The following is a 26,949-nucleotide window of genomic DNA, read 5'->3' as shown; positions in this document are numbered from 1 at the left end:
ATTACCGATAATTCGAAAGGAATGGTGATGGAGTCCAGAGACGATATCCCCCGCGCTGTCCGCCCCGCCATACTGCGAATCCTCGCGGCGCTCGGCTTCGCGCTCGCCTTCTGTCTCGGCGCCTACCTTCTCATCAGCGCGACACAGCCGAAATCCGGGCTGGTCAGCTTCTCCTTCCTGCTGGTCCTGCCGGCCGCGATTTCCGCCTTCGTCGCCTATGCCGCCGATCCGTGGGGCGAGCGGTCGCGGCGCTTCTACCTGTTGATGCCGGTGTGGCTGTTGCTCGCGATCATCGTCGCGGCGATCGTCATCCTGCGCGAAGGCGTGATATGCGTGCTGCTGTTGTCGCCGTTGTGGCTCGGCAGCGGGCTGATCGGCACCTGGATCACCTATGCCTCGCGTCATCGCCGGCGGAAGCGTGCGGACGGCACGACGTATTGCTCGGCACTGCTACTTGCACCGCTGCTGGCGATGCAGGTCGAGCCTTATGTGCCGCTGCCCAGCGACACTGCACGCGTCACCCGCAGCGCCGTCATCCACGCCAGCCCCGAGCAACTCTGGCCGTTACTGCGCGGTATCCCCGACGTGCGCCCGGATGAGGGTGCATGGAATATCTCGCAGGACGTGATCGGCATCCCTCGCCCGCTCGGTGCACGGTTGGCCGGAGGCGGCATCGGCGCGGATCGCCACGCCGACTGGGACCGCAGCATCCACTTCCGCGAACGAATCACTGAATGGGACATGCACAAACGGATCGGCTGGCGTTTCATCTTCGACGATATCGCCGGCTGGGGCTTCACCGACCGCCACCTGATGCCCGACAGCCCGTATTTCCGCGTGACCACCGGCGGCTACACGCTCGATCCGATCGCGCCGGGGCTTACGCGCGTGACGATTGACACCGAATATCGCATCACCACGCCGGTCAACGGCTATTCCGAACTGTGGGGCGAACTGTTCCTCGGCGATCTGGAGAACAATCTGCTCGCGCTGATCCGCGGGCGGGCTGAACACCCGGCTTTGTCAGGTGCTTCCGAACGCGCTATCGGCCGCGGATGACTCACGACATTCACATCATCGGCGGCGGTCTCGCCGGGTCCGAAGCCGCGTGGCAACTCGCCGAAGCCGGTTTCCGCGTGAAGCTTTCCGAAATGCGCGGTTCGGGCGAAGCCACCCCAGCGCACCACACCGATGGCCTCGCCGAACTGGTCTGCTCGAACAGCTTCCGCTCGGACGATGCCGAGAGCAATGCGGTCGGGCTGCTCCATGCCGAGATGCGCGGCCTCGGCTCGCTGATCCTGCGCGAAGCCGATATTCATAAGGTTCCGGCAGGTTCGGCGCTGGCGGTCGATCGCGACGGCTTCTCGGCGGGCGTCACTGCGGCGCTGGAAGCACATCGCAACATCACGATCGTGCGAGAGCGGGTCGATTCCCTGCCTGCCGACGGTCCCGCGATCATCGCCACCGGCCCGCTCACCGCCGCCGGCCTCGCCGCCAGCATCGCTGGCGCGACCGGCGCCGATGCGCTCGCCTTTTTCGACGCGATCGCGCCGATCGTCCATTTCGACAGCATCGACATGGAGACCGCGTGGTTCCAGTCGCGCTGGAACAAGGGCGACGGCAAGGACTACATCAACTGCGCGATGAACCGCGAACAGTATGAGGCTTTCCACGCCGGGCTGATCGCGGGCGAAAAGACCGAGTTCAAGGAATGGGAGCGCGACACGCCCTATTTCGAAGGCTGCATGCCGATCGAGGTGATGGCGGAGCGCGGCCTCGACACGCTCCGGTTCGGGCCGATGAAGCCGGTCGGGCTTGACGATCCACGCACCGGACGCTGGCCGCATGCCGTCGTCCAGTTGCGGCAGGACAATGCGCAAGGCACGCTCTGGAACATCGTCGGCTTTCAGACCAAGCTCAAACATGCCGAGCAAGTGCGGCTGTTCCGCTCGATCCCCGGCCTTGAGAAGGCGGAGTTCGCGCGGCTCGGCGGGCTGCATCGCAACACCTTCATCCGCTCGCCCGAACTGCTCGATCCGACGTTGCGTCTCAGGAACCGCCCCAACATCCGCTTCGCCGGGCAGATCACCGGCTGCGAAGGCTATGTCGAGAGCGCCTCGGTCGGGCTGATGGCGGGCCGCTTCGCCATCGCCGAACTGCGCGGCGAAACGCTCGCACCGCCCCCGGTCGAGACGGCGCTGGGCGCATTGCTTCACCACATCACCGGCGCGGCTGTGGCGGAGACATATCAGCCGATGAACGTCAATTTCGGACTGATGCCGCCGATCCCCGGCCGCACCAAGAAGGCGGACCGTAAGAAGATGTATACAGACCGCGCGCGGGCGGCGATGCAGGGGTGGCTGTCACCCGCAGCGCCCTAAGCGCGCGCCTCTCCCGAGACCAAGGTCACCGTGCGGCCGCCAACCCACACCTGGCCATCGGCATCACGCGACACCTGCACGCGCCCGGTGCGTCCGAGCCGGGTGCCCTGCGCTGCAACATAGGGCGCCTGCACACGCCCGCTGTCGAACAGCCACTGGCCGACCGACGCATTGAGGCTGCCGGTGACCGGATCTTCGATCATGCCGCCGCCCGGCCCGGGGAACACCGCGCGCAGTTCGAATGCGACCTCCCCGCCCGGTGCATGCGGGCCGACCACGCCGATGTCGATGTGGCGATGGTACTGGCCGACCGGCTCGATCGCGAGCACCGCCTCTGCGGATTCCAGCATAACCGCGATCCAGCCCGGCCCGTTGTCAGCCCATTGCGCATCGACGATCGCACCGCGATCGATCCGCAACACCGCCGCGACCTCCGCGATCTCCGCCTCGCTCGGCGCGCCGCCCCGGATCAGCGGCGGCGCGGCGAAGGCGAGACGCTCGCCGTCCTGCCGTATCGCGACTGGCCCAGCGCCGCATTCCTGCACGATCACGCCGTCACGCTTCGGTTTGCCGCCCGCCTCAAGCCACGCGTGGCAGGTGCCGAGTGTCGGATGCCCGGCGAAGGGCAGTTCGTGCGTCAGCGTGAAGATGCGTACCCGGTAATCCGCCTCCGGCACCGTCGGCGGCAGTAGAAAGCTGGTCTCCGACAGGTTGAGCCAGCGCGTGATGCGCTGCATCGCGTCGGTGTCGAGTCCCTCGGCATCGGCCACTACCGCGAGCGGATTGCCGGTGAACGGATCAGTGCCGAAGACGTCGACGAGCTTGAACGAATGTTCCATGAGCTTTCCTCCAGGTCAGCGGTGTGGATGATATGCGGCGCTGAGCAGCGGATCGTCGGCGCGTGCCACTGCCTCCGCGACGCTGCCGCGCCAGCAGGCCGAATCGCGCACCGACATCCGTATCTCGCGCAAGCTGAACGACGATGCACCGCACACCGCAAGCGCGGCCTGCTCGATCCGCGCGAGGGCTCGCCGGGCGGCGCGCGGCGTCGGCGGGTGCGCGGCGGCCTTCACCACGACGGCATAACGATCGGGGCCGATCCTGTCCTGCGCCTGCGCGGGGCCGGCCAATGCGGCAAGCGCCGCGGCGAACGATATCATCAGTATCTTCATCTCTGCCTCCTGTGCGCCGCCGGATGCGCGCAAAGTGCTGGCCGACACAGGAACGGATCGATACAATTTGGATAAACCGTACTACCCAAGGAGCCAGTACAGTGGCCAGCGTCGCGTTGAACGTTACCCGCACCGGGCACGTCATGCAGATCATCCGCGATCGGATCGCGCGGCGCATCCTCACCCCCGGCGCGCGGCTGCCTTCGGTACGCGCGATGGCCGAGGCGACCGGCTTTTCGAAATCGACCGTGGTCGAGGCGTATGACCGGCTCGCGGCGGACGGCGTGATCCGGGCGCGGCCCGGTGCGGGTTTCTACGTCGCCGCGCCGCTTCCGCCGCTCTCGCTCGACCGGATCGGCGCGGAGGTGGAACGCGAGGTCGATCCGTTGTGGATGCTGCGCCAGTCACTCGCCGAGCGCCCCGGTGCGCTGATGCCCGGTTGCGGCTGGCTGCCCGACGATTGGCTCGCCGGCGCGCCGATCCGCAAGGCGCTGCGCGCCACCGCGCGCAGCGACGCCGATGGGCCGCTGACCGGCTACGCCTCGCTGCTCGGCTCACCGCCGCTGCGCGCGCTGCTCGCGCGGCGGCTGGACGAACAAGGCATCGGCGCGGCGCCCGACCAGATCCTGCTCACTGACAGCAGCACGCAGGCGCTCGATCTCGTCGCGCGCTTCCTGCTCGAACCCGGCGACACCGTGCTGGTCGATGATCCCTGCTATTTCAACTTCCTCGCGCTGCTGCGCGCGCACCGCGCGAATGTGATCGGCATTCCGATGACGCCGAACGGACCCGACGTGAACGCCTTCGCCGCCGCGCTCGCCGAGCATCGGCCGCGCTTCTATCTCACCAATTCCGCCGTCCACAATCCGACCGGAGCGACGCTCTCCGCCGCGACCGCTCACCGGCTGCTCAAGCTCGCCGCCGCGCACGATCTGGTGATCGTCGAGGACGATATCTTCGCCGATTTCGAGCATACCCCCGCCCCGCGCCTCGCCGCGTTCGACGGACTCGATCGGGTGATCCGCATCGGCAGCTTCTCCAAGTCGGTCACCGCCGCGATCCGTTGCGGGCACATCGCCGCGCGGCGTGACTGGATCGAGTCGCTCGCCGACCTGCGCATCGCGACGTCGATGTCGGGCAATCCGCTCTCTGCCGAAATCCTGCATATGGTGCTGACCGACGGCAGCTATCGGCGCCATATCGAGAGCCTGCGAACCCGCCTCGCCCGTGCGACCGCGCGCACGATGAAGCGGCTGCGCGATGTTGGCATCGAGCCGTGGATCGCGCCTGCGGCCGGGCTGTTCGTGTGGGGGCGGCTGCCGGGAGGGCGCGACGCGGCCGCGCTCGCCCGGGTCGCGCTCACCGAGAACATCGTGCTCGCGCCCGGCAACGTGTTCAGCACGAATGGAGTGTGGGGCGACTATCTCCGCTTCAACGTGGTGATGAGTGACGACGACCGCGTCAGCGCATTCCTCGCCGCGGCGCTCAAGTCCGGGCGGTTGCCAGCGACAGCATGATCCGCGTCGAGCGGATCGCGCCATCGAGGACCGATGCGGTGCCGGCATCGCAACCGACGCTGCCGCGCGCCGCTTGCGATCCGTCGAGCATCGCCAGCACCAGCCGTTCGTCGGCCGAGCGCGCGATCGAGGTGCCAGCCTCGATCCGCCGCCCGAGCGCCGCCTCGCAGGCCCCAAGCAGCGCGTCGAACACCGGCGCGAGCACGCCCGCCTCGAACCGCGCGAGCGCGTCGTAGAGCCGGCGCTGGACCGGCGCGCCCGCGTCGCGCGCAAGGCGCCAGCAGCGGATCGCGACGGTGGTGATTTCGATGGAGACGAGCGGCAATTTTCAGCATCCTCGTTCAAGTGGCAGGATTGTCGTAGCTTAGTTGCGAATGATTCGCAACAAGGCGATCAACTCTCCTCGTCGCGCGCCGGGGCGGTTTGCTGGTTCTCGGGGCAGCGCGCGCGGACCTTGGATTTGCGCTTGGGTGCGGTCGCGGCGAATTCGGTGGCGTTCATCGCGCCCGATTTATCGGCATCGGCGGACACGAACTTCGCTTCGGTCTTCGCCGCCCATTCATCGAACGAGAGCATATCATCATGATTCGCGTCGAGCTTGGCGAACGCCTTGCGGCGCGGCGCCAGATATTCCTCGCGCGTCACGCTGCCGTCGTCATTCTTGTCGTACCGGGCGAGGCGCTTCTGCTCACGGGTCTTGTCGCTCGCTTCCGGCACGGTGTCGGGCAACGCATCGCTGCCCTGCGCGACCGGCGCTGCCTGCACTGCCGCGAGCGGCAGGCCGACGCCGTTGACGGTGCGCCCGGTGAAATAGATGAACCCCGCCGCCAGCAACAGCAACGCCGCCAGACCACCCGCCAGATACCGCCACATGAAGCGACTCTCCCCTCGCCCTTGTTCCTCTTTTGTTTACACGATACGCGAGCGCAACGAAAGGGTCAGCGGCCAGTCATCCGATGCAGCATAAGCCGGGCGACTCGGCGCGGCGCACCGGCGGGAATCGGCGCATCGGCCGCTACCTTGAGGTTCATGCGCGCGATCAGCGTCAGCGCGCCGAGCGACCGCAGCCGGGCCGGCCACGCGCCGACGAGCGCCGCTGCCAAAGCGGACTCAGCCATCGCCCGCGCCTGACCGGCGGCGCCCGCCGCGCGCAAATGCCGGGACAGATCGGCCAGTGCCCAGCCGCGACCGGCCGCGGCAACGCGCGGATCGGACTGTCCGAGCACCGCCGCCGCGACCGCGAACATGCCCCCGCCGCGCGCGTCGGCATGAGCGTGCATCGCCGCCTCGTCGATCGTCTCGGCCTCGATCAGCGCCTCCCAACCGGTGACGAGGTCGGCGAGCGCCGCGCCCGAGACACCGCGCGGCAGAACCGCATCGGCCAGCCCCTGCAACACCGGCTGTGCCGGCGGCGGCGCGTCGTCGAGCTTCCGCAACGCCTCATGCCACCACGCCAGCCGCATCTGGCCGATCATCGGCTCGGTGGTGGTGCGCAGCACCTGCCCGAACGCGTCATCGAGCGCGAACAGCGCATGGAGCGCCGCGCGGGTTTCGGCGGGGGCGTAATCGAGCGCGAGCGCGCGCTCCGGATCGGCTTGCATGCCTCCGCGCCTAGCCCTGCCAAGCGGGCGCGGTCCAGAGGTTATCGCGCCATTTACCATGTCGCTTGAGCCGAAATTATCCACCCCGTCGCTAGACGCCGCGGTCGGAACGGGATCGGGGCAGAGCGTGGGTGGTATCAAGGTGAAGTCGTGCGACAGCCGGGACGCCGTGCAATCCGGTCTGCTCACCCGGCTCGCCCGCGACCGGCGCGGCAACACGCTCGCGATGATGGCCGCCTTCATGATCCCGCTGCTGGCGCTCGCCGGCTCGGCCGTGGATATCGCGCGGCTCTATGTCGTGAAGGTCCGGTTGCAGCAGGCGTGCGACGCCGGCGTGCTCGCCGGGCGCAAGTTCATGACCGATTCCAACCCTAACACACCGCTCGACGCGAACGCCGTGACGCAGGCCAAGGCGTTCTTCGCGAACAACTTTCCGAGCGGCTGGATGGGCACGAACGCGTTCACCGCTGCGTCCAACCCCTATCCCTTCACGCCGACCAAGACGAGCAGCAGCCAGGTCGCCGGCACCGCCGCGATCACGGTGCCAATGACGATCATGAAGATGTTCGCGATGGCCCCCAGCACGATCACCGTGACCTGCGAGGCGCGCTACGACGTGGCGGATACCGACGTGATGTTCGTGCTCGACACGACTGCTTCGATGGCATGCCTGCCGGGCGGGCCGGATAGTTGCGGGACCGGCACCTACACCTACACGCGCCCAAGCACCAGCGGCGGCGTTCCGGGATATGCCGGCACCACGGCAGCCGCCACAAACGAACTGACGTCGGGCGGCGCCAACGTGTCCCGTATTCAGGCGTTGCGGCAGGCCGTGCTGAGCTTCTACGACACGTTCGCCGCCAACGCGGACCCATCCACGCATATTCGCTATGGTTTTGTCACCTATAGCTCGTCGGTCAACGTCGGCCAGGCGATATTGGCCAAATCGCCTAGCTATCTGATGGGATCAGCCGGCCCTTCCGACGACATGCCCTATTACCAGACGCGCCACGTCATAGACGACTACATCGCAAGCACCACTTATACTGACAATAATAAAAGCAAGAGTAATTGTACAGCGCCTCTCACGCGCATGCCTGCGGCGCCACTAACATACAATGTTCCAAGCGGCACCGCCTTGCAGAGCCAGGATGTTTGGGTAAACTACTATAACCAACCAACGACGAATGTTGGCTACGGAAACTCCTGCAAGACGCGCACGGACACGTTGTGGCCAAAATGGCGATATGAACGGTATCAACTCAACATCAGTCCGCTGATTAGTGGCAGCACTACCTTGACCGATCCGACAAAATGGACGGGCGACAAGCTGCAATGGTCCGGCTGCATCGAAACGACAGTCGACAATCCGGGCCAAACCGGGTTTTCGACGAGCAACTTACCGTCCGAGCTCAACCCTGATCTGAGGCCAAGCGGGGACAAACGCTGGTGGCCCCATCTTCAGGACGTGGAGTATCCACGTTCGAACGCCAATTCCGAGATAGGCTATGGAGACCAGGACCATAGCGACATGGGTTCCGGAAGCTATGTGACGAGCGGCTACGTCGCCTGTGGCAAACCCGCCAAGCGTATCGACACTATGACGCGAGATCAGGTGCGAAACTTCGTTTATGCGACAGATTTCGTGCCCCAGGGCGGCACCTACCACGACGTCGGCATGATCTGGGGCGCACGCCTGATCTCGCCGACCGGCCCGTGGTCGGACGATACCGCCGCTTGGCCCGGCCGGACCGCGCCCAACCGTGTGATCGTGTTCATGACCGACGGCATCATGTCCCCGAACAGCAATTCCTATTCGATGTATGGCTATGAGGATTACGACAAGCGTGTCGCCAACGGCAACACAGGCAATCTCACCAATTACCATAATTACCGCTTCCTCGCCGCCTGCGCCGCCGCCAAGGCGCGCAACATCGACGTGTGGACGGTGGCGATCGCCAGCAGTGCCTCGACGCAACTTCAGACGTGCGCGACGACGGTGAATCAGGCACTCTATACGACCACCGGCGACGGGCTCTCCGCGGCGTTCACATCGATCGCACAACATCTCGCGATGTTGCGGATCAGCAAATGATCCGCACGCTGCACAGGCTCGCGCGCGATCGGCGCGGTGTCACGATCATCGAGTTCGCGATCGTCCTACCGGTCATGCTGCTGATGATGATGGGGCTCGGCGACCTGCTTTATCAGGAATATGCGCAGTCGATCCTGAGCGGCGCCGTGCAGAAGGCGGCGCGCGATTCGGGTATCGAAGGCGGATCGAACAACACGACCAATATCGATAACGGCGTCGTCACGCTGATGGCGCCGCTCATAAAAAATCTCAGCAAGAACTGCACGCCGACTGGCGCCGGCGCAACTTGGTGCTCGGTCCGCAAAACCTACGATAGATTTAGCGCAGTCGGCACGGCAGAGCCGTTCGTCGATAGCAACGCGAACGGCGTACTCGATATTGGCGAGTGCTTTTCCGACGAAAACGGAAATGGCGATTGGGATACGAATCCGCAGCCGCTCGGACAGGGCGGCGCCAGCGCCGTGGCGCTGTATACGATGACCATAACCTACCCGCGTATTTTTCCGGTGGCTGGGCTTTTCAAATGGCCGGCGACGCAGACCATAACCGCGACCACATTGCTCAAGAATCAACCGTATGCGACTCAGACAATGAGCGCCACGATATGCCGAAAATCATGATGCTCGCGGCGCCCGTCCGCGCTTTCGCCCACCGGCTCCGCGCTGATCGCAGTGGCGTCGCCATGATCGAGTTCGCCCTCAGCGCGCCGATCGTGCTTGCCATCGGCTGCTATGGCACCGAACTGGCGAACCTGGCGCTCGTCAACATGCGGATCAGCCAGATCGCACTGAACCTAGCCGACAATGCTTCGCGCGTCGGCATCTATAGCGGCCTGACGACGCAGCAAATGCGTGAGGTCGATGTCAACGATATCCTTCAGGCGGCGCGCTATCAGGGCAACAGCATCGGGCTGACGACGAACGGACGCATCACGCTATCGAGTCTGGAAAACGTCACGCAGAGCTACGACACAGCCAACAATGGCGCCCCGGTTCAGCGTATCCACTGGCAGCGCTGCGTCGGCGCCAAGCGAGGCGCGGGGTATGACTCGCAGTTCAAGGCCAACGTGCCGGTCGCCGCCGGCTCCGACGCGACTCAGGCCAACAAGGGGTATGACCTGCCCGGCGGCATCGTCGATAATGGCAGCGCTGCGATCAGCCCGCCCGGCGGTTCGGGGCTGATGTATGTCGAGATCAACTATCTGACCAAGCCGCTGTTCGGCACCTGGCTGGTTCCGCCGCAGCGTATCCACTACACCGCGTCGTTCATCGTGCGCGACAAGCGCGACTACACACAGATCTACAATCCCTCGCCCGCGGCGACGCGATCGACCTGCGATCTCTATTCGGCCTGAGCCGCCGGCAAACGGGCGGAGCGCACCGGCGCCCCGCCCGTCCAATCAGCGGTAGGTCACCTTCTTCACCGCGGCGACGATCTTGTCGGCGTTGACCAAGGCGAGCTTTTCGAGATTGGCCGCATACGGGAGCGGCACGTCCTCATTGGCGACGCGCAGCACCGGCGCGTCGAGATCGTCGAAGCCCTGCTCCATCACGACAGCGCTGATTTCCGACGCGATCGAGCAGGTCGCCCAGCCCTCTTCGACGACGACCAGACGGTTGGTCTTCTTGACGCTCCTGAGCACCGCCTGCGTGTCGAGCGGGCGCAAGGTGCGCAGATCGATCACTTCGGCGTCGATGCCCTCGGCCGCGAGCGTCTCGGCGGCTTCGAGCGCGAGCCCGACGCCGATCGAATAGCTGACGATCGTCACGTCCTTGCCGGCGCGCATCGTCCGCGCCTTGCCGATCGGCAGGACGTAATCGTCGAGCTTGGGCACGTCGAACGAGCGGCCGTAGAGCAGCTCGTTTTCGAGGAATACGACCGGGTCTTCGCTGCGGATCGCCGCCTTGAGCAGACCCTTGGCATCGGCCGCATCATAGGGCGCGATCACGATCAGGCCCGGCACAGCGGCATACCACGGGCCGTAGTTCTGCGAGTGCTGCGCGCCGACGCGGCTGGCCGCGCCGTTGGGGCCGCGGAACACGATCGGGCAGCGCATCTGGCCGCCCGACATGTAGTTGGTCTTGGCGGCCGAGTTGATGATGTGGTCGATCGCCTGCATCGCGAAGTTGAAGGTCATGAACTCGACGATCGGCTTCAATCCGCCCATCGCCGCGCCCGTGCCGATGCCGGCGAAGCCATATTCGGTGATCGGCGTGTCGATCACGCGGCGCTCGCCGAACTCGTCGAGCAAGCCCTGCGTCACCTTGTAGGCGCCCTGATATTGCGCGACTTCCTCGCCCATCACGAAGACGCGGTCGTCGGCGCGCATTTCCTCGGCCATCGCGTCGCGCAGCGCCTCGCGCAGCGTCATGCGGACCATCTCGGTGCCCTCGGGCAGCGCGGGATCGGCGATGTCGGTGTCGTGCTTGGCGGCTTCGAACAACTGGCGTGCGCCAGTCTCGGCCTTGTGCGCGCCGCCCTCGGGTGCGGGTGCTGCATCCTTGGGCGCGTCGGGCGCGGCGCTCTCGGCGGCCTGTTCGGTCTCGGCGGGCGAAGGCTCGGCGCCGGCTTCCTCGCCTTCGGCCAGCAACGTCGCGATGACGGTGCCGACCTTCACGCCTTCGGCACCCTCGGCGACGAGAATCTTGCCGACGACGCCTTCATCGACCGCCTCGAACTCCATCGTCGCCTTGTCGGTCTCGATCTCGGCCATGATGTCGCCGGACTTGACGGTGTCGCCTTCCTTGATGAGCCACTTGGCGAGCGTGCCTTCCTCCATCGTCGGGGAAAGCGCGGGCATCTTGATCTCGATCGCCATCTCAGTAACGCTCCACCAGAACGTCGGTATACAGTTCGGCGACATCCGGTTCGGGGGTCTGCTCGGCGAAGTCGGCGGCTTCGTTCACGGTCTTGCGGATCGCCTGCTCGACGGTCTTCAGGTCTTCTTCCTGCACGCCCTGTTCCTCGAGAAGTTTCTTGATGTGTTCGATCGGGTCGGACTTGTCGCGGACCGCCTGCACTTCCTCGCGGCTGCGATATTTGGCGGGGTCGGACATCGAGTGGCCACGGTAGCGATAGGTCTTCATCTCGAGGATGATCGGGCCCTTGCCGGCGCGCACCCAGGCGAGCGCCTCTTCCGCCGCACCGCGACAGGCCAGCACGTCCATGCCGTCAACCTGGATGCCGGGAATGCGGAAGCTCTCGCCGCGCTTGTAGAGCTGGTCCTCAGCGGACGAGCGGTTGACGCTGGTGCCCATGGCGTATTGGTTGTTCTCGATCACGTAGATGATCGGGAGCTTCCACAGCTCGGCCATGTTGAACGATTCGTAGACCTGGCCCTGGTTGGCCGCGCCGTCGCCGAAATAGGCCATCGCGACGCCACCGTCGCCGCTATACTTGTGCTTGAACGCGAGGCCGGTGCCGAGGCTGACCTGTGCGCCGACGATGCCGTGCCCGCCGTAGAATTTCTTCTCGGTCGAGAACATGTGCATCGAGCCGCCCTTGCCCTTCGAGATGCCGGCGGCGCGGCCGGTCAGCTCGGCCATGATGACCTTGGGGTCGATGCCGTAAGCGAGCATGTGGCCGTGATCGCGATAGCCGGTGATGACCGAGTCCTTCTCGCCATCAAGCGCCGACTGGAGGCCAACCGCGACCGCTTCCTGGCCGATATAGAGGTGGCAGAAGCCGCCGATGAAGCCGAGGCCGTAGAGCTGCCCCGCCTTTTCCTCGAAACGCCGGATCAGCAGCATCTGCTTGTAGAGCGCGAGCAGCTCGTCCTTCGATGCCTTATACGGCACCGGTTCGTTGGGGCGCTCGCGATTGGGCACTGGGGGTTGGGCTGTTCTGGTCGCTGGGGCTTTGGCCACGTGATCGAAACCTCATCTGTCCTTGGGGAGGAAGGTGGCCGCTATAGGCGGGATGCGGCCGAAACATCAACGGTGCGTGGCTAGACGAGTTTTCCTCATCAATTGCAATCGCCGATTGCCCGGACGCGGCGGCTCGTCCTAAGGCCCTAGATAATGGCCAGATCGCCCGACCCGCTTCGCCCCACCCATCCCTTGCGCATCGCGAATTTCCGCGCCTACTGGGCCGCGCGCTTCTGCATGACGCTCGCGCAGAACGGCATGATCGTGGTGATCGGCTGGCAGACCTACACGATCGCACGTGCGACAATGTCGCCGAGCGCATCGGCCGCGCAGCTCGGGTTGATCGGGCTGTTGCAGTTCCTGCCCTTGTTCATCTCGACGCCGATCACCGGATGGGTGGCGGACCGGTTCGACCGGCGGATGATCACGCGCGTGACGCTGAGCCTGCAGGTGTTCTGTGCGGCGGTGCTGGCGGTGTCGACCGTCGAGGGCTGGATCTCGCTGCCGGTGATCTTCGCGGTCGCGGTGCTGCTCGGCATCGGCCGCGCCTTCGCCGGGCCGGCGTTCGGCGCGCTTGCCCCCAATCTGGTGCCGCGCGAATCGCTGCCGACCGCGATCGCGCTCAGCTCGACCTCGTGGCAGGTCGGCGCGATCGTCGGCCCGGCGATCGGCGGGTTCGCCTATTCGGTCACGCCATCGGGCGCGTACTTCCTCGCGACCGCGTTGTTCGGCCTCGCGCTCGGCTGCATGCTGCTGATCGGCGCGGTGCCGCGCACGATCGCCATCGCCAAAGGCTCGCCGCTCAAGCAGATCGCCGAGGGCCTCGCCTATGTCGGGCAGAACAAGCTCGTGCTCGGCGCGATCACGCTCGATCTGTTCGCGGTGTTCCTCGCGGGCACCAGCGCGCTGCTGCCGATCTATGCTCACGACATCCTCAAGGTCGGGCCGCAAGGGCTGAGCCTGCTCGTCGGCGCGCCCGCGATCGGCGCGGCGGTGGTGGCGATCTTCTTCTCGTTCCGCCCGATCAAGACCAATGTCGGCGTCAAGATGCTCGCCGCGGTGCTGGTCTATGGCGTGGCGACGGTGACGTTCGGCCTATCCACCTCGATGCCGCTCAGCCTCGCCGCGCTCGCGCTGGCGGGCGCGGCCGACATGTTCTCGGTCTATATCCGCTCGTCGCTGATCCAGCTCTACACCCCCGACGACAAGCGCGGGCGCGTCGGCGCGGTGTCGCAGCTCACCATCTCCGCCTCGAACGAACTCGGCGAAGCGGAGTCGGGCTTCCTCGCCGCCGCGCTCGGGCCGGTCGGCGCGGTCCTGGTCGGTGGCGGCGGCGCGATTGTAGTGACGATCCTGTGGACCTATCTCTTCCCGAGCATTCGCAACGCGAAGACGTTCGAACCGCCCAAGTCGCTTCGGGACGCGGCAGACCTTGAGATGGAGGCACACGCATGAAAGCCAACACGATCCTCGATACGATCGGCAACACGCCGCACATCCGCCTGCAAAAGCTGTTTCCGGGTCAGGAAGTCTGGATCAAGTCCGAACGCTCCAACCCCGGAGGGTCGATCAAGGACCGGATCGCTCTGGCGATGGTCGAGGCGGCCGAGCGCGACGGTCTGCTCCAGCCCGGCGGCACGATCATCGAGCCGACCAGCGGCAACACCGGCGTCGGCCTCGCGATGGTCGCGGCGGTGAAGGGCTACAAGCTGATCCTCGTCATGCCCGAGAGCATGTCGATCGAGCGCCGCCGCCTGATGCTCGCCTATGGCGCGAGCTTCGACCTGACGCCGCGCGAAAAGGGGATGAAGGGCGCGATCGAGCGCGCGCTGGACCTCGTCTCGCAGACCCCCGGCGCGTGGATGCCGCAACAGTTCGACAACGCCGCCAACATCGACGTCCACGTTCGCACCACCGCGCAGGAAATCCTCGCCGATTTCGCCGATTCGCCGATCGACGTCATCATCACCGGCGTCGGCACCGGCGGGCACATCACCGGCGTCGCCGAGACGCTCAAGAAGGAATGGCCGCACCTCAAGGTGTATGCGGTCGAGCCCGAGGCGTCGCCGGTCATCTCGGGCGGCCAGCCCGGTCCGCACCCGATCCAGGGCATCGGCGCTGGCTTCGTCCCCGCCAACCTCCACACCCAGGCAATCGACGGGGCGATCAAGGTCGACGCCGCCGTCGCCAAGGACATGGCGCGGCGCTCGGCCAGCGAGGAAGGTATCCTCGTCGGCATATCTTCGGGGGCGACGCTCGCGGCGATCCTGCAGAAGCTGCCCGACTTGCCCGATGGCGTGCGTGTGCTGGGGTTCAACTACGACACCGGCGAGCGCTATCTGTCGGTGCCGGACTTCCTCCCCGAGTCCTGAGCCAGTTCGTCGGGCGCATGCGCCTTTCTTAACCGTTCGTGTCGAGCGAAGTCGAGACACCTGCGCTCCGGGCCGGTCCCTCGACTTCGCTCGGGACGAACGGATGAGGGTCGGTCGTCAGACCGGACCCGGACCGGACAAAGGTTGACCAACCGCAGCGCCTTGGCGCATCGCGCGCCGATGCGCCAACCCGCCCCCATGATCGCCCGTGCACAGCACCTTTTCGTCTCGCACTAAGCGGTCCTCGTCACGGAAACGGCGCGGCGTCCATCGCCCGGACGATTTCGTGCTGCGTTGTCTGCTCGCCTTCGTCGCTTTCGTCGCGGTCGTGGCACCGGCGTTGCTGGTCCATTACGGCCCGCACGTCGTCGTCGTTCACAACCGGCTGATCCGCGTGCCGCGCCACCGCGTCGTGCCCAAGGCCGAGTTGCCACCGGTCGAGCCGGTCGCCTTCCAGGATCTCGCCCCCGCCGACGCGCGCGCCTATAACGCGACCGTCCCGTTCTCGACCGGTCCGAACCCAGCCGCGCGCCCCTTCCACCTCGTCGGGACGCCCGAGCAGCAGGCGCGCGCGACCGACTGCATGGCGGCGGCGATGCTCTATGAAGCGGGCGACGATGGCGAGGGCCAGCGCGCGGTTGGTCAGGTCATCATCAACCGAGTCCGCCATCCCGCCTTCCCCAAGACGATTTGCGGCGTCGTGTTCCAAGGGTCGGAGCGCACCACCGGCTGCCAGTTCACCTTCACGTGCGACGGTGCGCTGGTCCGCCACGGCTGGCGGCCCGAACAATGGGTGCGCGCCCGCACGCAGGCGGCGCTGTCGCTCGGCGGGCAGGTCTATGCGCCCGTCGGCCATGCGACGCATTACCATACCGATTGGGTGGTGCCGTATTGGCAATCGAGCCTCGACAAAGTGGCGGCGGTGCATTCGCATCTGTTCTTCCGCTGGAGCGGCTGGTGGGGCACCCCGCCCGCCTTCAACCGCACGGTATCCCCGGACGAACCGATCATCCGCGCGCTCGCGCCCTATTCGGACGCGCACAAGACCGGTGCGGCGCTGGTCGCGGCGCAGGCGACCGCCGCCGAGGTGACGGTCGCGGCACTCGCTCCCGAGGCGCTGCCAGTGCCGCTCGCGAGCGATTCGGAAACCTTCCTCATCACAATCGACCCGCATCTGCCGCCCGAATCGTTCGCATTGCTCGCCACGCGCGCGTGCGGCGAGCGGCCGCGCTGCAAGCTGATGGCGTGGACGGACCGCGCCCGCACCCCCACCGCGATGCCACTCGACGCCGCGCAGATCGACCAGATGGCGTTCAGCTACATGCGCGACCGCGCCTTCCACTATGACAAGACGCTGTGGAACTGCGCGACCTTCAAACGCCCCCAGCCGAGCGAGTGCATGAAGACGCAGGTGCTGCTGCCGCGCGATTCGGCGCCGAAAGCCGCAGCCACGCCCGCGGCACCGGCGGCGGAGACCTTGCCGGGGGTGCGGCGCAAACCCGCCGCCGGCACCGCACCGACCGCGCTGGCGACCCCCGCGAAGCCCGATTCACCGCTGACGGCGGAGAGCCGGTAGCTTCAGTGCCAGCGGCGGGGCACGGCCCTCACCTGCTCGGACACAACAGCCGCCCACGCGAATCGCGCAAGGTGGCCGCTTCGGATGCCGCGTCGCTCAACTGATCGACCGCCAGCCCGGCGATCGAGGCGCGTTCGGAGCACAGCTTGCGGCACGCCTCCGGCACGCTGCCGGGGAAGACGATGCGGTCGCCTTCGAAGCGCGCATCGAACGCGCAGCCATCGGCATCGCTGAAATCCAGGTGCAGCGTCTCGCCGGCGCGCGTGACCGACCCCAACCCGCTGCAGTGCTGCTGATCGCCGTAATCGACGAACACGCCGATCTGATAGGCCTTGGGTGTCGGCACGATGCACACCCGGTCGGTCTCGCGGGTGTACAGCCCGGTGATGTCCGCGCTCTTGGGATCGGCGATCACGCCGGCCTCGATCGCGGCCGCCTCCAGCCCGGTCGGCGCGGCGGCGTTGCTCTCAGCGACCGGCTCGGCGCGCGAGCAGCCCGCGACGAGCAGTACCGCCAGCGCGAGCGCACGCCTCATTCGGCCGGGATCAGCCGGTCGCCGTCGATGCGGCGGAAGAAGCACGAGCGTTGCCCGGTGTGACACGCCGGCCCGACCGGATCGACAACCAGCCATACCGCATCCTGATCGCAATCGATGCGGACATCCTGGACGTGGAGCACATGCCCCGAGGTCTCGCCCTTCTTCCACAGCCTGGCGCGGCTGCGCGACCAGAAATGCGCCTCGCGCGTCGCCAGCGTCGCGGCGAGCGCCTCGGCATTCATGTGCGCGAGCATCAGCACCTCGCCCGATGCGCGGTCGGTCGCCACGGCGGTGATCAGGCCGTTCGCGTCGTATTTCGGGTTGAGGGCAAGCGTCGTGTCGCGGTCATCGGTCATGCCGACTCCATAGTCGCGCCGCCAGCGGAGCGGAAGCGCCCGCGAATCACCGTGTCGTCGCGAACACACCTCGCGCGCACCTCTCGCATTTTCGGGACATCCCGGCCGCAAAAACCACACGCGGAAACGGTGGTTTTCCGCCAATGCGACGAGCGTCGACACGATCGATGTGACAAAAGCGCGACAAACCCGCGCGGCGCCCCTATATGGCGGGGACACGCTCACCCCCGCGAAGGGCGCCATGTTCACAACCAATCCGTTCGACGTCGCCGATGGCGACAAGCTCCGTGAGGAGTGTGGTGTTTTCGGTGTCGCCGGTGCGGCGGACGCGGCGCGTCTGGTCGCGCTGGGTCTGCATGCGCTCCAGCATCGCGGGCAGGAAGCCGCCGGTATCACCAGCTTCGATGGGGTGGATTTCCACACCCACCGCGCGATGGGGCATGTCGCCGGCAATTTCGATCGCGAGGACGTGATGGTCCCGCTGCGCGGCCACGTCGCCTGCGGCCACGTCCGCTATTCGACGACCGGCGAGACGGCGCTGCGCAACGTCCAGCCGCTCTATGCCGATCTCGCCTCGGGCGGCTTCGCGATCTCGCACAACGGCAATATCTCAAATGCGATGCGGTTGCGGCGCGATCTCGTCCGAAACGGATCGATCTTCCAATCGACCAGCGACACCGAGACGATCATCCACCTCGTCGCGATGTCCAAATACCGGACCTTCCTCGACAAGTTCATCGATGCGCTCAAGCAGGTCGAGGGCGCCTATTCGCTGATCGTGATGACGCCGGAAGGCATGATCGCCTGCCGCGACCCGCTCGGCATCCGTCCGCTGGTGATGGGCAAGGTCGGTGAGGCGATCATCTTCGCGTCGGAAACGGTGGCGCTCGACGTGGTCGGCGCGGCCTTCGTGCGCGAGATCGAGCCGGGCGAACTGGTGATCGTGAAGGGCGGCGAGATCAGCTCGCACCATCCGTTCGCACCGATTTCGCCGCGTCCGTGCATTTTCGAGCACGTCTATTTCTCGCGCCCCGATTCGATCGCCGGCGGGCGCAGCATCTATACCGTCCGCAAGGCGATCGGCGCGCAACTCGCGATCGAAAGCCCGGTCGATGCCGATCTCGTCATCCCGGTGCCCGATTCGGGCACGCCCGCCGCGATCGGCTATGCCCAGCAATCGGGCATTCCGTTCGAACTCGGCATCATCCGCTCGCATTATGTCGGGCGTACCTTCATCCAGCCGACCAACGAGGTCCGCCACCTCGGCGTCAAGCTCAAACACAACGCCAACCGGGCGCTGATCGAAGGCAAACGCGTCATCCTGATCGACGATTCGATCGTGCGCGGCACCACCTCGTTGAAGATCGTGCAGATGATGCGCGATGCCGGCGCCGCCGAAGTCCATATGCGGATCGCCAGCCCGCCGACCCGGCATAGCTGCTATTACGGCGTCGACACGCCCGAGCGCGCCAAGCTGCTCGCGCACAGCAAGAACGTCGCCGAGATGAACGCGTACATCCACGCCGACAGCCTCGCCTTCGTCTCGATCGACGGGCTGTACAAGGCGCTCGGCGAACCCTGCCGCGCCGACATCCGCCCGAGCCACTGCGACGCCTGCTTCACCGGCGACTATCCGACCTCGCTGACCGACCAGGACGAAGTCGCATCGGTCGATCAGTTCGCATTGCTAGCGGAACGGGTGGTCTGAAGACCCGAATACCGTTCGTGCTGAGCTTGTCGAAGCACGTGTTTTCCCTCTACGCGGGTTGGAAGATACGCCCTTCGACAAGCTCAGGGCGAACGGAGGGACAATGACCGACAAGCCGCTCGCCAACCAGCTCGCCCTCGTCACCGGCGCGAGCCGTGGTATCGGTGCTGCGACCGCGCGTGCGCTGGCGGCGGCTGGCGCGCACGTCGTGCTGACCGCACGCACCGGCGCCGCGCTCGAACAGGTCGAGGAAGCGATCTTCGCCGCCGGCGGCTCGGCGACGATCGCGCCGCTCGACCTTACCGAGACCGACAGCATCGCCCGGCTCGCGGCCGCGATCGGGGAGCGCTGGCAGACGCTCGACGTGATGGTGCTCAACGCCGCGATGCTCGGCACGCTCGGCTCGGTGCCCGCGATCGACCCCAAGGAACTCGCCCGTGTGCTGACGCTCAACATCAGCGCGCAGGCCGCGCTGATCGGCGCGTTCGATCCGATGCTGCGCCGATCGAAGCGCGCGCGCGTGATCGGCATCACCTCCAGCGTCGCGCGCAGCCCACGCGCCTATTGGGGGCTGTACGGTGCGTCGAAGGCGGGGTTCGAGACGCTGATCGGCGCGTATGGAGATGAGATGGAGCAGATCAGCTCGCTCCGCACCGCGATCATCGACCCCGGCGCCACGCGCACCGCGATGCGCGCGCGCGCCTATCCGGGCGAGGCGCCCGAGACGGTGAAAGCGCCGGAAGTGGTGGGCGACCGGATCGCCGCGCTGGTGATCGACGATTTCGCGACGGGGCATTTCGAGCGGGTGGGATGACCCCGCTCGGTTCGTGCTGAGCTTGTCGAAGCACGTGCCACGAGCGGCCCGTTAGAGACACGCCCTTCGACACGCTCAGGGCGAACGGTGTTAAAGGTTTACCGCCTTCACCAACGTCACCTGCGCGACATCGATCCCGCCGCCGCGAAAACCGCCTTCGCAGTACATCAGATAATAGCGCCACAAGCCTATGAAATTACTGTCGAACCGCTCCGGCAACCGCCCGTCCGCCACCACCTGATCGAACGCCTCGCGCCAGCGCCGCAGCGTCTCGGCATAGTGCAGCCCGAAGCCGCGCCGATCTTCCCAGGCCAGCCCATGCTCCACCGCAAGCGCGCGGAAGCGGCTTTCCGAGATCAGCATCCCGCCGGGAAAGACGTAACGCTGGATGAAGTCGACATTGTCGGCATAGGCCGTGAAGATCGCATCATCGATCGCGATATATTGCAGCGCCGCCCGCCCACCGGGCTTGAGCGCACGCGCGACCGCAGCGAGATATTCGGGCCAATAGGCCTGACCGACCGCCTCGACCATCTCGATGCTCGCGACCGCATCATAGCTGCCGATCACATCGCGATAATCGGTCAGCGAGACGGTTACGCCCTCCAGCCCAAGCCGCTCGGCGCGCGCCTCGACCGCGCGCTTCTGCTCCGCCGACAGCGTGATGCCGTGGACGCTGCGCCCGCCGCGCGCCGCAACCTCGACGAACGATCCCCAGCCGCAGCCGATCTCAAGGATGGTATCGCCCGGCGCCGTGGCGGTGCGATCGAGGATCGCCGCCAGCTTGGTGCGCTGCGCATCTTCGAGACTCTGCGCCGCCGAAATCGGTTCGGCGAACAGGGCGCTCGAATAACTCATCGTAGGATCGAGCCATAAGCTATAGAAATCGTTGCCGAGATCGTAATGAAACTCGATGTTGCGCCGCGCGCCTTGCCGACTGTTGGCGCGCAGCCGATGCCAGACGCGCTGGAGCCGACGCGTCAGCCCCGACGCGCGCCCGGCATTGCCGAGCGTCGTCCGGTTGAGCACGAACAGTTCGAACAGCGCGACCGGATCGGGGCTAGACCATTCGCCGAGCGACCAGGCGACATACCAACCCACCGAACCGCGCGTCGCCAGCCGTAGCAGCGAGCGCCAGCTCGCGAGCGTCACGACCGCCGCCGGCCCGTCGGCGCGGCCGCCCAGCCGCCGCACCCGGCCATCGGGCAAGGTCGTCTCGATCGACCCGGCAGCGAGGCCAGCGTCGATACGGTCGAGGATCTTCTGGAACGCGCCCGCGAACAGCGCGAACAGCGGATCGAGCGCGGATGCCCGCCGCGATGGGGAGGCGCCGTTCTGGCGCCCGGAAGCCGGCGCGATTGCATTCATGGCGTCAGCCCATGCACCGAGCGCCCGCGCCGCCACAAGAGGTCATTTCGTCTGGGCGTATGCCGCCAGCGCCCGCTCGCGCGCCTCGCGATGGCCGATCAATTTGGCCGGGTAATCCTTGGGACGACAGCCACTTGCTTCGGGATCGTGAATCGCAGTGTCAGCGATCCCGGCGAGTTCCGGCACCCATAAGCGGATATACGCGCCCGCGTCGAACTTCGGCGACTGGACGAGCGGCGCCATGATTCGCGGGAACATGTTCGAATCGATCCCGCTGCCGGCGGTCCATTGCCAGTTGACCGAATTGTTGCCGTAATCGGCATCGACCAGACAATCCCAGAACCAGCGCTCACCCTCGCGCCAGTCGATCAACAGATGTTTGATGAGGAACGAGGCGGTAATCATCCGCACGCGATTGTGCATCCAGCCGGTCGTCCAAAGCTGGCGCATGCCGGCGTCGACGATCGGATAGCCGGTGCGGCCCTGCTGCCACGCGCGCAGGTCGGCGCGCGCGTCTGATCCCGCACGCCACGGCATCGCATCGAATGCGGCGCGGCCGTTTTTCGCCGCATATTCGGGGAGTTGCAGGATGACGTTCTGCGCATAATCGCGCCAGCCGATCTCGCCGAGGAACACCTGAGGCTGGTCGCCGACCGCGTGCCACACCTGCGCGGGCGACAGTTCGCCGAAATGCAGATGCGGCGACAGGCGCGAACTGCCCTCGACCGAGGGGAGGTTGCGCGCCTCGGCATAATCGCCGACGTCGTCGCGGAACGCATCGAGCCGGCGGTGCGCATTCTCCTCGCCCGGCATCCAGTCCTCCGCGAACCCTGCCGCCCAGTCGGGCCTGGTTGGCAGCAAACCCCAGTCTTCGAGCGAATCGCTGTTCGGCCAGCGCGCCGGCGCCGGGATGTCACGCGGCGCGGCGTGTGGCGCGGGTGGCGGCATGTGCTGCCGAAGCGCGCGCCAGAACGGCGTGTAGATCTTGTACGGCGCACCGCCGCCGGTGGTGATCGATCCGGGTGGCGCGAGGTAATTGCCGTCGTGGCACACCAGATCGAGCCGCTTCGCCACCGCGCGCTCGGCATTGCGCCACCACGGTTCGTAATGACGCAGGCAATGCACGCGCTTTGCCCCGGTCTCCTCGGCGAGCGCGGCGAGTGTCGCCTCGGCACCACCCCGCCGCAGGATCAGCCGCGATCCCTTGGCGCGCAATGCCGCGTCGAGCGCGGCAAGGCTATGGTGAAGCCACCAGCGCGAGGCGCCGCCCATCGCGCGGTGCCGGGGCGTCTCGTCGTCGAGGATATAGACCGGGATCACCGGGCCTTCGTTCGCGGCGGCGGCGAGTGCGGCCTGATCGGCGAGGCGCAGATCGCGCCGCAGCCAGAGGATGGTTGGATCTGTCATCACCGGCCCAACGCGGGAGTGCGGTTACGGCTTCGTCGCGGCGAGATATTTGTCGAGGATCGCCAGCCGTTCGGCGATCGCCGGACGGTAGGAGATCGTCTTCGGCGCCAAGGCCAGCGCGCGCGCCCAATAGGGCCGCGCAGCGGCGAAATCACCGCTCTGGATCAGCGCGACGCCGAGGAAGAAAGGCGGCGCTGGGTGGTTCGGGGCGAGTTGCATCGCACGCGCGAAGGCCAGTCGCGCCGCCGGCGACACCGCGCCGCCATCGTGCCGCGCATAGGCCATGCCGAGCCACGTCCACAAAGCGAAATTGTCGGGCGCGTGCCCTACCCCGCCGAGCATGATCTGCACCGCCGCGCGCGGATTGCCCGCGCGCGTCAGCCCGTCGGCCATCACCATATAGGCAGCCTCTCCGGTATAGCGGCCGAGCATGTCGCCGCGCAGTTCGATCAGCCCGGCGTCGAGCGGCATCGGCCGCGTGAACGCCTCGACCGGATGGCCGGGCAGCCCCGGCCGTCCCTGCACCGCATAGCCGGTCGCGCCGAGCATCAGGCCGGCCCCGACGAGGCTCCATAGCGAGCGTGCCAGGCCGAGCAGCCACAAGGCCGTCGCCGCCGCCACGCCGATCAACGCAAGCGCGATCCATCCCATCACCGGCGGCGCCTCCGAAAGCTCGCCCGCGCGAGCCACAGGCCGAGCACGATCAGCGCCAGCGGCGCGATCCAGAGCGGGGCGGTCAGCAGGCTGAACGGCGGATCATAGGTGACGTAATCGCCGTAGCGCGCGACCAGCCAGTCGCGGATCTGGGCGGGCTTCTCGCCCGACTGGATGCGCTGACGCACCAGAGCGCGCATGTCGCCCGCCATCTCGGCATCGCTGTCGGCGATCGACTGGCCCTGACAGACGAGGCAGCGCAATGTCGTCATCAGCGCCTGCGCCTGCGCCTCTTGCGCGGGATCGGACAGTTGGGTGTTGGCGAGTGGTGCCGCCGGCAGGTTGCTGTCGGCGAACGCCGGCGCGGCGGCGAGCAGCAACAGGGCAATCGCGAGCCGCCTCATTTCGCCGCATCCAGCTTGGCGAGGATGCCGGGCACCTCGTCGGCGCGGATATCGCCGACGTGCTGGAGCAGGATCGTGCCGTTGCCATCGATCAGGAAGCTCTCCGGCACGCCCGACGAGCCGAGCGAGAGTTGCACCGCGCTCGCCTTGTCGTCGCCGATCGCAGCATAGGGATCGCCGCCGCGCGCGAGGAAATCGCGCATCGCCTGCGGGGTGTCGCGGATCGCGACGCCCTCGATCGTGACACCCGCCGCCTTGAGCGCCATCAGTTGCGGCGCTTCGGCAGCACAGGGCACGCACCAGCTCGCGAAGATGTTGAGCAGCTTGGGTTTGCCGTCATGAAACGCCGCGCTGGTAAGACCGGGCTTGCCGGGCAGCAGCGGCGGCGTGTCGAACTTGGGCAGCGGCTTGCCGATCATCGCCGAATAGACGGTGCGGTCGGCCGGGCGATACAGCGCCAAGGCAATGATCGCGATCACCGCGACGAACGCGAACAGGGGCAGCCACAGCTTCACGCCGGCCTTCACGTCCAAGCCTCCGCTTCGGCACGATGCCGGGCGCGTCGCTCGCGCAGCAATCGCCCGATCAGCGACAGCGCGCCGCCCAGCGCGACCAGCGCGCCGCCGAGCCAGATCAATGTCACGAACGGCTTCCACCACAAGCGCAATTGAACCCGCCCTGCCCCATCGATCTGGCCGAGCACGGTGTACAATTGCCCGTCCCACCGCGTCGCGATCGCCGACTCGCTCGTCACCGTGACGGGATTGGTGAAGAAGCGCGACTGCGGGCGAAGCGTGATGGCCGGCGAATCGCCACGCCGCGCCGTCAGATGCGCCTCGAGCGCCGACCAGTTCGGGCCGATCACCGGCGAAATTCCGGTCAGCGTGACCGTATACGGCCCGACCTGCTGCGGCTCGCCGACGCGCGCCGCGACCAGCGTCTGCTTGGTGAACGCGCTCTCAGACGCCATGCCGGCGAGGCTCACCGCGATGCCGAGATGCGCAACCACCATTCCCCAGGTGAACAACGGCGTGCGGATCAGGTTGCGCCCCCAAAGCGGCGCGACGCTCGCCACGCCCAGCCCCGCCGCAAGCGCGAGCCCGAGCAGCGGCAGCAGCGATACCCCGCCCGCGACCACCAGTACCGCCGCCAGCACGATCGCGCAGGCCGCCGCCGGCACCGCCAGCCGCGCCGCCAGCGCCCGCCAGCCATCGCGCCGCCAGCGCAACAGCGGCCCCGCCGCCATCACCACCACGAGCAGCAGCGCGACCGGCCCCGCCGCCTTGTCGAAGAACGGCGGCCCGACCGACAATTGCACGCCGAACCCGGCCGCAACGATCGGGTAGAGCGTGCCGATCAGCACCACGCCGAGGATCACCGACAGCAGCAGATTGTTGGCGACCAAAGCGCCCTCGCGGCTGACCAGATCGAACGTGTTGCCGGCGCGCACCGTGCCGACGCGGGTCGCGAACAGCGCCAGCGCACCGCCGATATAGAGCACCAGCAGCACGAGGATGAAGCTGCCCCGCGTCGGATCGACGGCGAAGGCATGGACGCTCGTCAGGATGCCCGATCGCACCAGGAATGTGCCGATCATCGACATCGAGAAGGCGACCACCGCCAGCATCACCGTCCAGGCGCGCAGACCATCGCGCGTCGCCAGCACCGTCACCGAATGGAGCAGCGCGGTCGCCGCCAGCCACGGCATCAGCGAGGCGTTCTCGACCGGGTCCCAGAACCACCAGCCGCCCCAGCCGAGCTCGTAATAGGCCCAGTAGCTGCCGGCGGTGATGCCGAGCGTGAGGAAGATCCACGCGCCCAGCACCCACGGCCGCATCGCCCGCGCAAACGCCGGGCCGACATCGCGCGCCACGAGCGCGCCGACCGCGAAGGAGAACGCCACCGAAATGCCGACGTAGCCGATGTACAGCGTCGGCGGGTGGAACGCCAAACCGGGGTCTTGCAGCAACGGGTTGAGCCCCTGCCCGTCGGCGGGCGCGGGATCGATCCGCGCGAACGGGTTCGAGGCGAACAGCAGGAAGGCGTAGAAACCGAGCGCGATCAGCGCCTGCGCGCCGAGCGTCGCGGTGACAGTAGCGCGCGCGAGACTGCGTTCGAAGATCGCGACCGCGCCGCCGGCCAGCCCGAGGATCGTCACCCACAGCAGCATCGAGCCTTCGTGATTGCCCCACGCGCCCGCGAATTTGTAAAGCCAAGGCTTCTCGGAATGGCTGTTCTCGGCGACGAGCAGCACCGACATGTCGCTGCGCAGGAACACCGCGATCAGCAGCGCCATCGCCAGCGCCGCCAGCGCGCCCTGCACGATCGCGACCGGACGCACCGCACCGATCAGGTCGGTGGTCAGCGCGCTCTCGTCATCGGGCGCAGCCAGCACGCGGCGCACGCCGATCGCGGCGAGCACGAACTGCATCGCCGCCAGCGCGGCGGCGAGCCACAAAGCGGCGAGGCCGGCTTCGGCGATCATGCGGCCCTCGCGGGGAAACTCATGTCTCCCCTCCCTGCAAGGGAGGGGCCGGGGGTGGGTTGCTCACAAGGAAGCGCGCCGACCGCCACAGGCCGACCCACCCCCAACCCCTCCCTTCCAGGGAGGGGGGCAACAAGAAGGCGACCGCGCGCGCTCATTCCTTCAACGTCGTGGTTTCGTGCATTTTGCCGGCCATCTGCGGCGGCATGTACTTTTCATCGTGCTTGGCGAGCAGATTGGTCGCGGTGAAGCTGCCGTCCGGGTTGAACGATCCTTCCGCCACCACGCCCGACTTCTCGCGGAACAGATCGGGCGCGATGCCGCGGAAGCTGACCGGCACGCGGGCGACACCGTCGCCTACGACGAAGTGGATCGAGACGCCGTCCGCCTGCCGCTTGATCGACCCGGCCTCGACCATCCCGCCGAGCCGCACCGCGCGGCCGAGCGGAAGACCCTGACGCCGCACGTCGCCGGGCGCGTAGAAGAACGACGCCTGGTCCTTGAGCGCCGACAGCGCCAGTAGCGCCGCCGCTGCCACCGCCGCCAGCCCGAGGCCGGCGAGAATCATACGTTGCTGCTTCGCTTTCACCGCCGCTCGCTGCCCCGCATCGCGAGATAGCTCCACGCCGCCAGCA

At 66.9% G+C, this 26,949-nt stretch carries 27 protein-coding genes; 11 read left to right on the top strand and 16 right to left on the bottom strand.

Features of this window, described 5'->3' with window-relative positions; translation table 11 throughout:
- The first annotated feature begins 27 nt into the window (after positions 1-27).
- Together J0A91_RS14210 and trmFO are read left to right on the top strand one after the other, a co-directional pair.
- Positions 28-1,059: an SRPBCC family protein gene (locus J0A91_RS14210; protein WP_240502022.1), complete on the top strand. Its 1,032-nt coding sequence runs from the start codon at positions 28-30 to the stop codon at positions 1,057-1,059.
- Positions 1,056-2,381, top strand: a complete 1,326-nt coding sequence (trmFO, locus tag J0A91_RS14205) for a methylenetetrahydrofolate--tRNA-(uracil(54)-C(5))-methyltransferase (FADH(2)-oxidizing) TrmFO (protein WP_069205458.1) — start codon at positions 1,056-1,058, stop codon at positions 2,379-2,381. The genes J0A91_RS14210 and trmFO overlap by 4 nt, the downstream gene beginning before the upstream one ends.
- On the opposite strand, the gene J0A91_RS14200 is transcribed toward trmFO, so the two are convergent.
- Positions 2,378-3,220 (bottom strand): PhzF family phenazine biosynthesis protein, encoded by an 843-nt coding sequence (locus J0A91_RS14200; RefSeq protein WP_069205457.1) that lies wholly within the window; start codon positions 3,218-3,220, stop codon positions 2,378-2,380. The two genes, trmFO and J0A91_RS14200, sit on opposite strands and share 4 nt — an antisense overlap.
- A 15-nt stretch (positions 3,221-3,235) precedes the next feature.
- Positions 3,236-3,553 (bottom strand): UrcA family protein, encoded by a 318-nt coding sequence (locus tag J0A91_RS14195; RefSeq protein WP_069205456.1) that lies wholly within the window; start codon positions 3,551-3,553, stop codon positions 3,236-3,238.
- Positions 3,554-3,654: 101 nt separating this feature from the next.
- On the opposite strand from J0A91_RS14195, the gene J0A91_RS14190 reads away from it, so the two are divergent.
- Positions 3,655-5,070 carry an aminotransferase-like domain-containing protein gene (locus tag J0A91_RS14190; RefSeq protein WP_338056878.1) on the top strand — a complete coding sequence of 472 codons (1,416 nt, stop codon included), beginning with the start codon at positions 3,655-3,657 and terminating at the stop codon, positions 5,068-5,070.
- Here the strand turns inward: J0A91_RS14190 and J0A91_RS14185 are convergent.
- From J0A91_RS14185 to J0A91_RS14175, 3 genes are all read right to left on the bottom strand, one after another.
- Positions 5,039-5,395, bottom strand: coding sequence for a hypothetical protein (locus J0A91_RS14185; protein ID WP_069205455.1), 357 nt, complete (start codon positions 5,393-5,395; stop codon positions 5,039-5,041). The two genes, J0A91_RS14190 and J0A91_RS14185, sit on opposite strands and share 32 nt — an antisense overlap.
- Before the next feature lie 68 nt (positions 5,396-5,463).
- Positions 5,464-5,943 (bottom strand): EF-hand domain-containing protein, encoded by a 480-nt coding sequence (locus J0A91_RS14180; protein ID WP_069205454.1) that lies wholly within the window; start codon positions 5,941-5,943, stop codon positions 5,464-5,466.
- A gap of 65 nt (positions 5,944-6,008) precedes the next feature.
- Complete coding sequence (locus J0A91_RS14175; RefSeq protein ID WP_069205453.1) at positions 6,009-6,671, bottom strand: squalene/phytoene synthase family protein; 663 nt, start codon at positions 6,669-6,671, stop codon at positions 6,009-6,011.
- A 226-nt stretch (positions 6,672-6,897) separates the two neighbouring features.
- Between J0A91_RS14175 and J0A91_RS14170 the strand changes: the two genes are divergently transcribed.
- From J0A91_RS14170 to J0A91_RS14160, 3 genes are all read left to right on the top strand, one after another.
- Positions 6,898-8,766, top strand: coding sequence for a pilus assembly protein TadG-related protein (locus J0A91_RS14170; RefSeq protein WP_240502021.1), 1,869 nt, complete (start codon positions 6,898-6,900; stop codon positions 8,764-8,766).
- Complete coding sequence (locus J0A91_RS14165) at positions 8,763-9,386, top strand: TadE/TadG family type IV pilus assembly protein (RefSeq protein ID WP_069205452.1); 624 nt, start codon at positions 8,763-8,765, stop codon at positions 9,384-9,386. Before J0A91_RS14170 ends, J0A91_RS14165 begins: the two co-directional genes overlap by 4 nt.
- Before the next feature lie 62 nt (positions 9,387-9,448).
- The gene (locus tag J0A91_RS14160) at positions 9,449-10,120 is read left to right on the top strand and encodes a hypothetical protein (protein ID WP_240502020.1); all 672 of its coding nucleotides are present in this window, start codon (positions 9,449-9,451) and stop codon (positions 10,118-10,120) included.
- A gap of 45 nt (positions 10,121-10,165) precedes the next feature.
- On the opposite strand, the gene J0A91_RS14155 is transcribed toward J0A91_RS14160, so the two are convergent.
- Together J0A91_RS14155 and pdhA are read right to left on the bottom strand one after the other, a co-directional pair.
- The gene (locus J0A91_RS14155; protein ID WP_069205450.1) at positions 10,166-11,584 is read right to left on the bottom strand and encodes a pyruvate dehydrogenase complex E1 component subunit beta; all 1,419 of its coding nucleotides are present in this window, start codon (positions 11,582-11,584) and stop codon (positions 10,166-10,168) included.
- Between the two features lies 1 nt (position 11,585).
- Positions 11,586-12,632 carry a pyruvate dehydrogenase (acetyl-transferring) E1 component subunit alpha gene (gene pdhA / locus J0A91_RS14150; RefSeq protein ID WP_069205449.1) on the bottom strand — a complete coding sequence of 349 codons (1,047 nt, stop codon included), beginning with the start codon at positions 12,630-12,632 and terminating at the stop codon, positions 11,586-11,588.
- A gap of 153 nt (positions 12,633-12,785) precedes the next feature.
- Here pdhA and J0A91_RS14145 point away from each other — a divergent pair, with 153 nt between their 5' ends.
- The 3 genes from J0A91_RS14145 to J0A91_RS14135 all read left to right on the top strand — a co-directional run bounded on the left by J0A91_RS14145 (position 12,786) and on the right by J0A91_RS14135 (position 16,580).
- Complete coding sequence (locus J0A91_RS14145) at positions 12,786-14,087, top strand: MFS transporter (RefSeq protein WP_069205448.1); 1,302 nt, start codon at positions 12,786-12,788, stop codon at positions 14,085-14,087.
- A complete protein-coding gene (gene cysK, locus J0A91_RS14140) occupies positions 14,084-15,004 on the top strand; it encodes a cysteine synthase A (protein WP_069205447.1) in 921 nt (306 codons plus the stop codon). Before J0A91_RS14145 ends, cysK begins: the two co-directional genes overlap by 4 nt.
- Before the next feature lie 286 nt (positions 15,005-15,290).
- Positions 15,291-16,580, top strand: coding sequence for a cell wall hydrolase (locus J0A91_RS14135; RefSeq protein ID WP_240502019.1), 1,290 nt, complete (start codon positions 15,291-15,293; stop codon positions 16,578-16,580).
- 28 nt (positions 16,581-16,608) lie between these two features.
- Here J0A91_RS14135 and J0A91_RS14130 read toward each other — a convergent pair whose 3' ends face one another.
- On the bottom strand, positions 16,609-17,115 hold the full coding sequence (locus J0A91_RS14130; RefSeq protein ID WP_069205446.1) for a hypothetical protein: 507 nt from the start codon (positions 17,113-17,115) through the stop codon (positions 16,609-16,611).
- Positions 17,112-17,474: a phosphoribosyl-AMP cyclohydrolase gene (gene hisI / locus J0A91_RS14125; protein ID WP_069205445.1), complete on the bottom strand. Its 363-nt coding sequence runs from the start codon at positions 17,472-17,474 to the stop codon at positions 17,112-17,114. The genes J0A91_RS14130 and hisI overlap by 4 nt, the downstream gene beginning before the upstream one ends.
- Positions 17,475-17,715: 241 nt before the next feature.
- On the opposite strand from hisI, the gene purF reads away from it, so the two are divergent.
- Both purF and J0A91_RS14115 read left to right on the top strand, forming a co-directional pair.
- Entirely contained in the window at positions 17,716-19,182 is a 1,467-nt protein-coding gene (gene purF, locus J0A91_RS14120; RefSeq protein ID WP_069205444.1) for an amidophosphoribosyltransferase, read from the top strand.
- Between the two features lie 103 nt (positions 19,183-19,285).
- Complete coding sequence (locus tag J0A91_RS14115; RefSeq protein WP_069205443.1) at positions 19,286-19,996, top strand: SDR family NAD(P)-dependent oxidoreductase; 711 nt, start codon at positions 19,286-19,288, stop codon at positions 19,994-19,996.
- A 90-nt stretch (positions 19,997-20,086) separates the two neighbouring features.
- Here the strand turns inward: J0A91_RS14115 and J0A91_RS14110 are convergent, their stop codons facing one another.
- From J0A91_RS14110 to ccmE, 7 genes are all read right to left on the bottom strand, one after another.
- On the bottom strand, positions 20,087-21,364 hold the full coding sequence (locus J0A91_RS14110) for an SAM-dependent methyltransferase (RefSeq protein WP_069205442.1): 1,278 nt from the start codon (positions 21,362-21,364) through the stop codon (positions 20,087-20,089).
- A gap of 42 nt (positions 21,365-21,406) precedes the next feature.
- Complete coding sequence (locus J0A91_RS14105) at positions 21,407-22,771, bottom strand: cryptochrome/photolyase family protein (RefSeq protein WP_069205441.1); 1,365 nt, start codon at positions 22,769-22,771, stop codon at positions 21,407-21,409.
- Between the two features lie 24 nt (positions 22,772-22,795).
- Positions 22,796-23,422: a tetratricopeptide repeat protein gene (locus J0A91_RS14100; protein ID WP_069207335.1), complete on the bottom strand. Its 627-nt coding sequence runs from the start codon at positions 23,420-23,422 to the stop codon at positions 22,796-22,798.
- The gene (locus J0A91_RS14095; protein ID WP_069205440.1) at positions 23,422-23,829 is read right to left on the bottom strand and encodes a cytochrome c-type biogenesis protein; all 408 of its coding nucleotides are present in this window, start codon (positions 23,827-23,829) and stop codon (positions 23,422-23,424) included. The genes J0A91_RS14100 and J0A91_RS14095 overlap by 1 nt, the downstream gene beginning before the upstream one ends.
- Entirely contained in the window at positions 23,826-24,356 is a 531-nt protein-coding gene (locus tag J0A91_RS14090) for a redoxin family protein (RefSeq protein ID WP_240502018.1), read from the bottom strand. Before J0A91_RS14090 ends, J0A91_RS14095 begins: the two co-directional genes overlap by 4 nt.
- On the bottom strand, positions 24,353-26,314 hold the full coding sequence (locus tag J0A91_RS14085) for a heme lyase CcmF/NrfE family subunit (protein WP_069205439.1): 1,962 nt from the start codon (positions 26,312-26,314) through the stop codon (positions 24,353-24,355). The genes J0A91_RS14090 and J0A91_RS14085 overlap by 4 nt, the downstream gene beginning before the upstream one ends.
- A 154-nt stretch (positions 26,315-26,468) precedes the next feature.
- A complete protein-coding gene (ccmE, locus tag J0A91_RS14080; RefSeq protein ID WP_069205438.1) occupies positions 26,469-26,903 on the bottom strand; it encodes a cytochrome c maturation protein CcmE in 435 nt (144 codons plus the stop codon).
- Between the last annotated feature and the right edge of the window lie 46 nt (positions 26,904-26,949).

Origin of the sequence: Sphingomonas panacis, assembly GCF_001717955.1 — a bacterium.
Classification (GTDB): domain Bacteria; phylum Pseudomonadota; class Alphaproteobacteria; order Sphingomonadales; family Sphingomonadaceae; genus Sphingomonas; species Sphingomonas panacis.
Note: the sequence above shows the minus strand (reverse complement) of the source record. Positions and strands in the feature narration are given on the sequence as shown.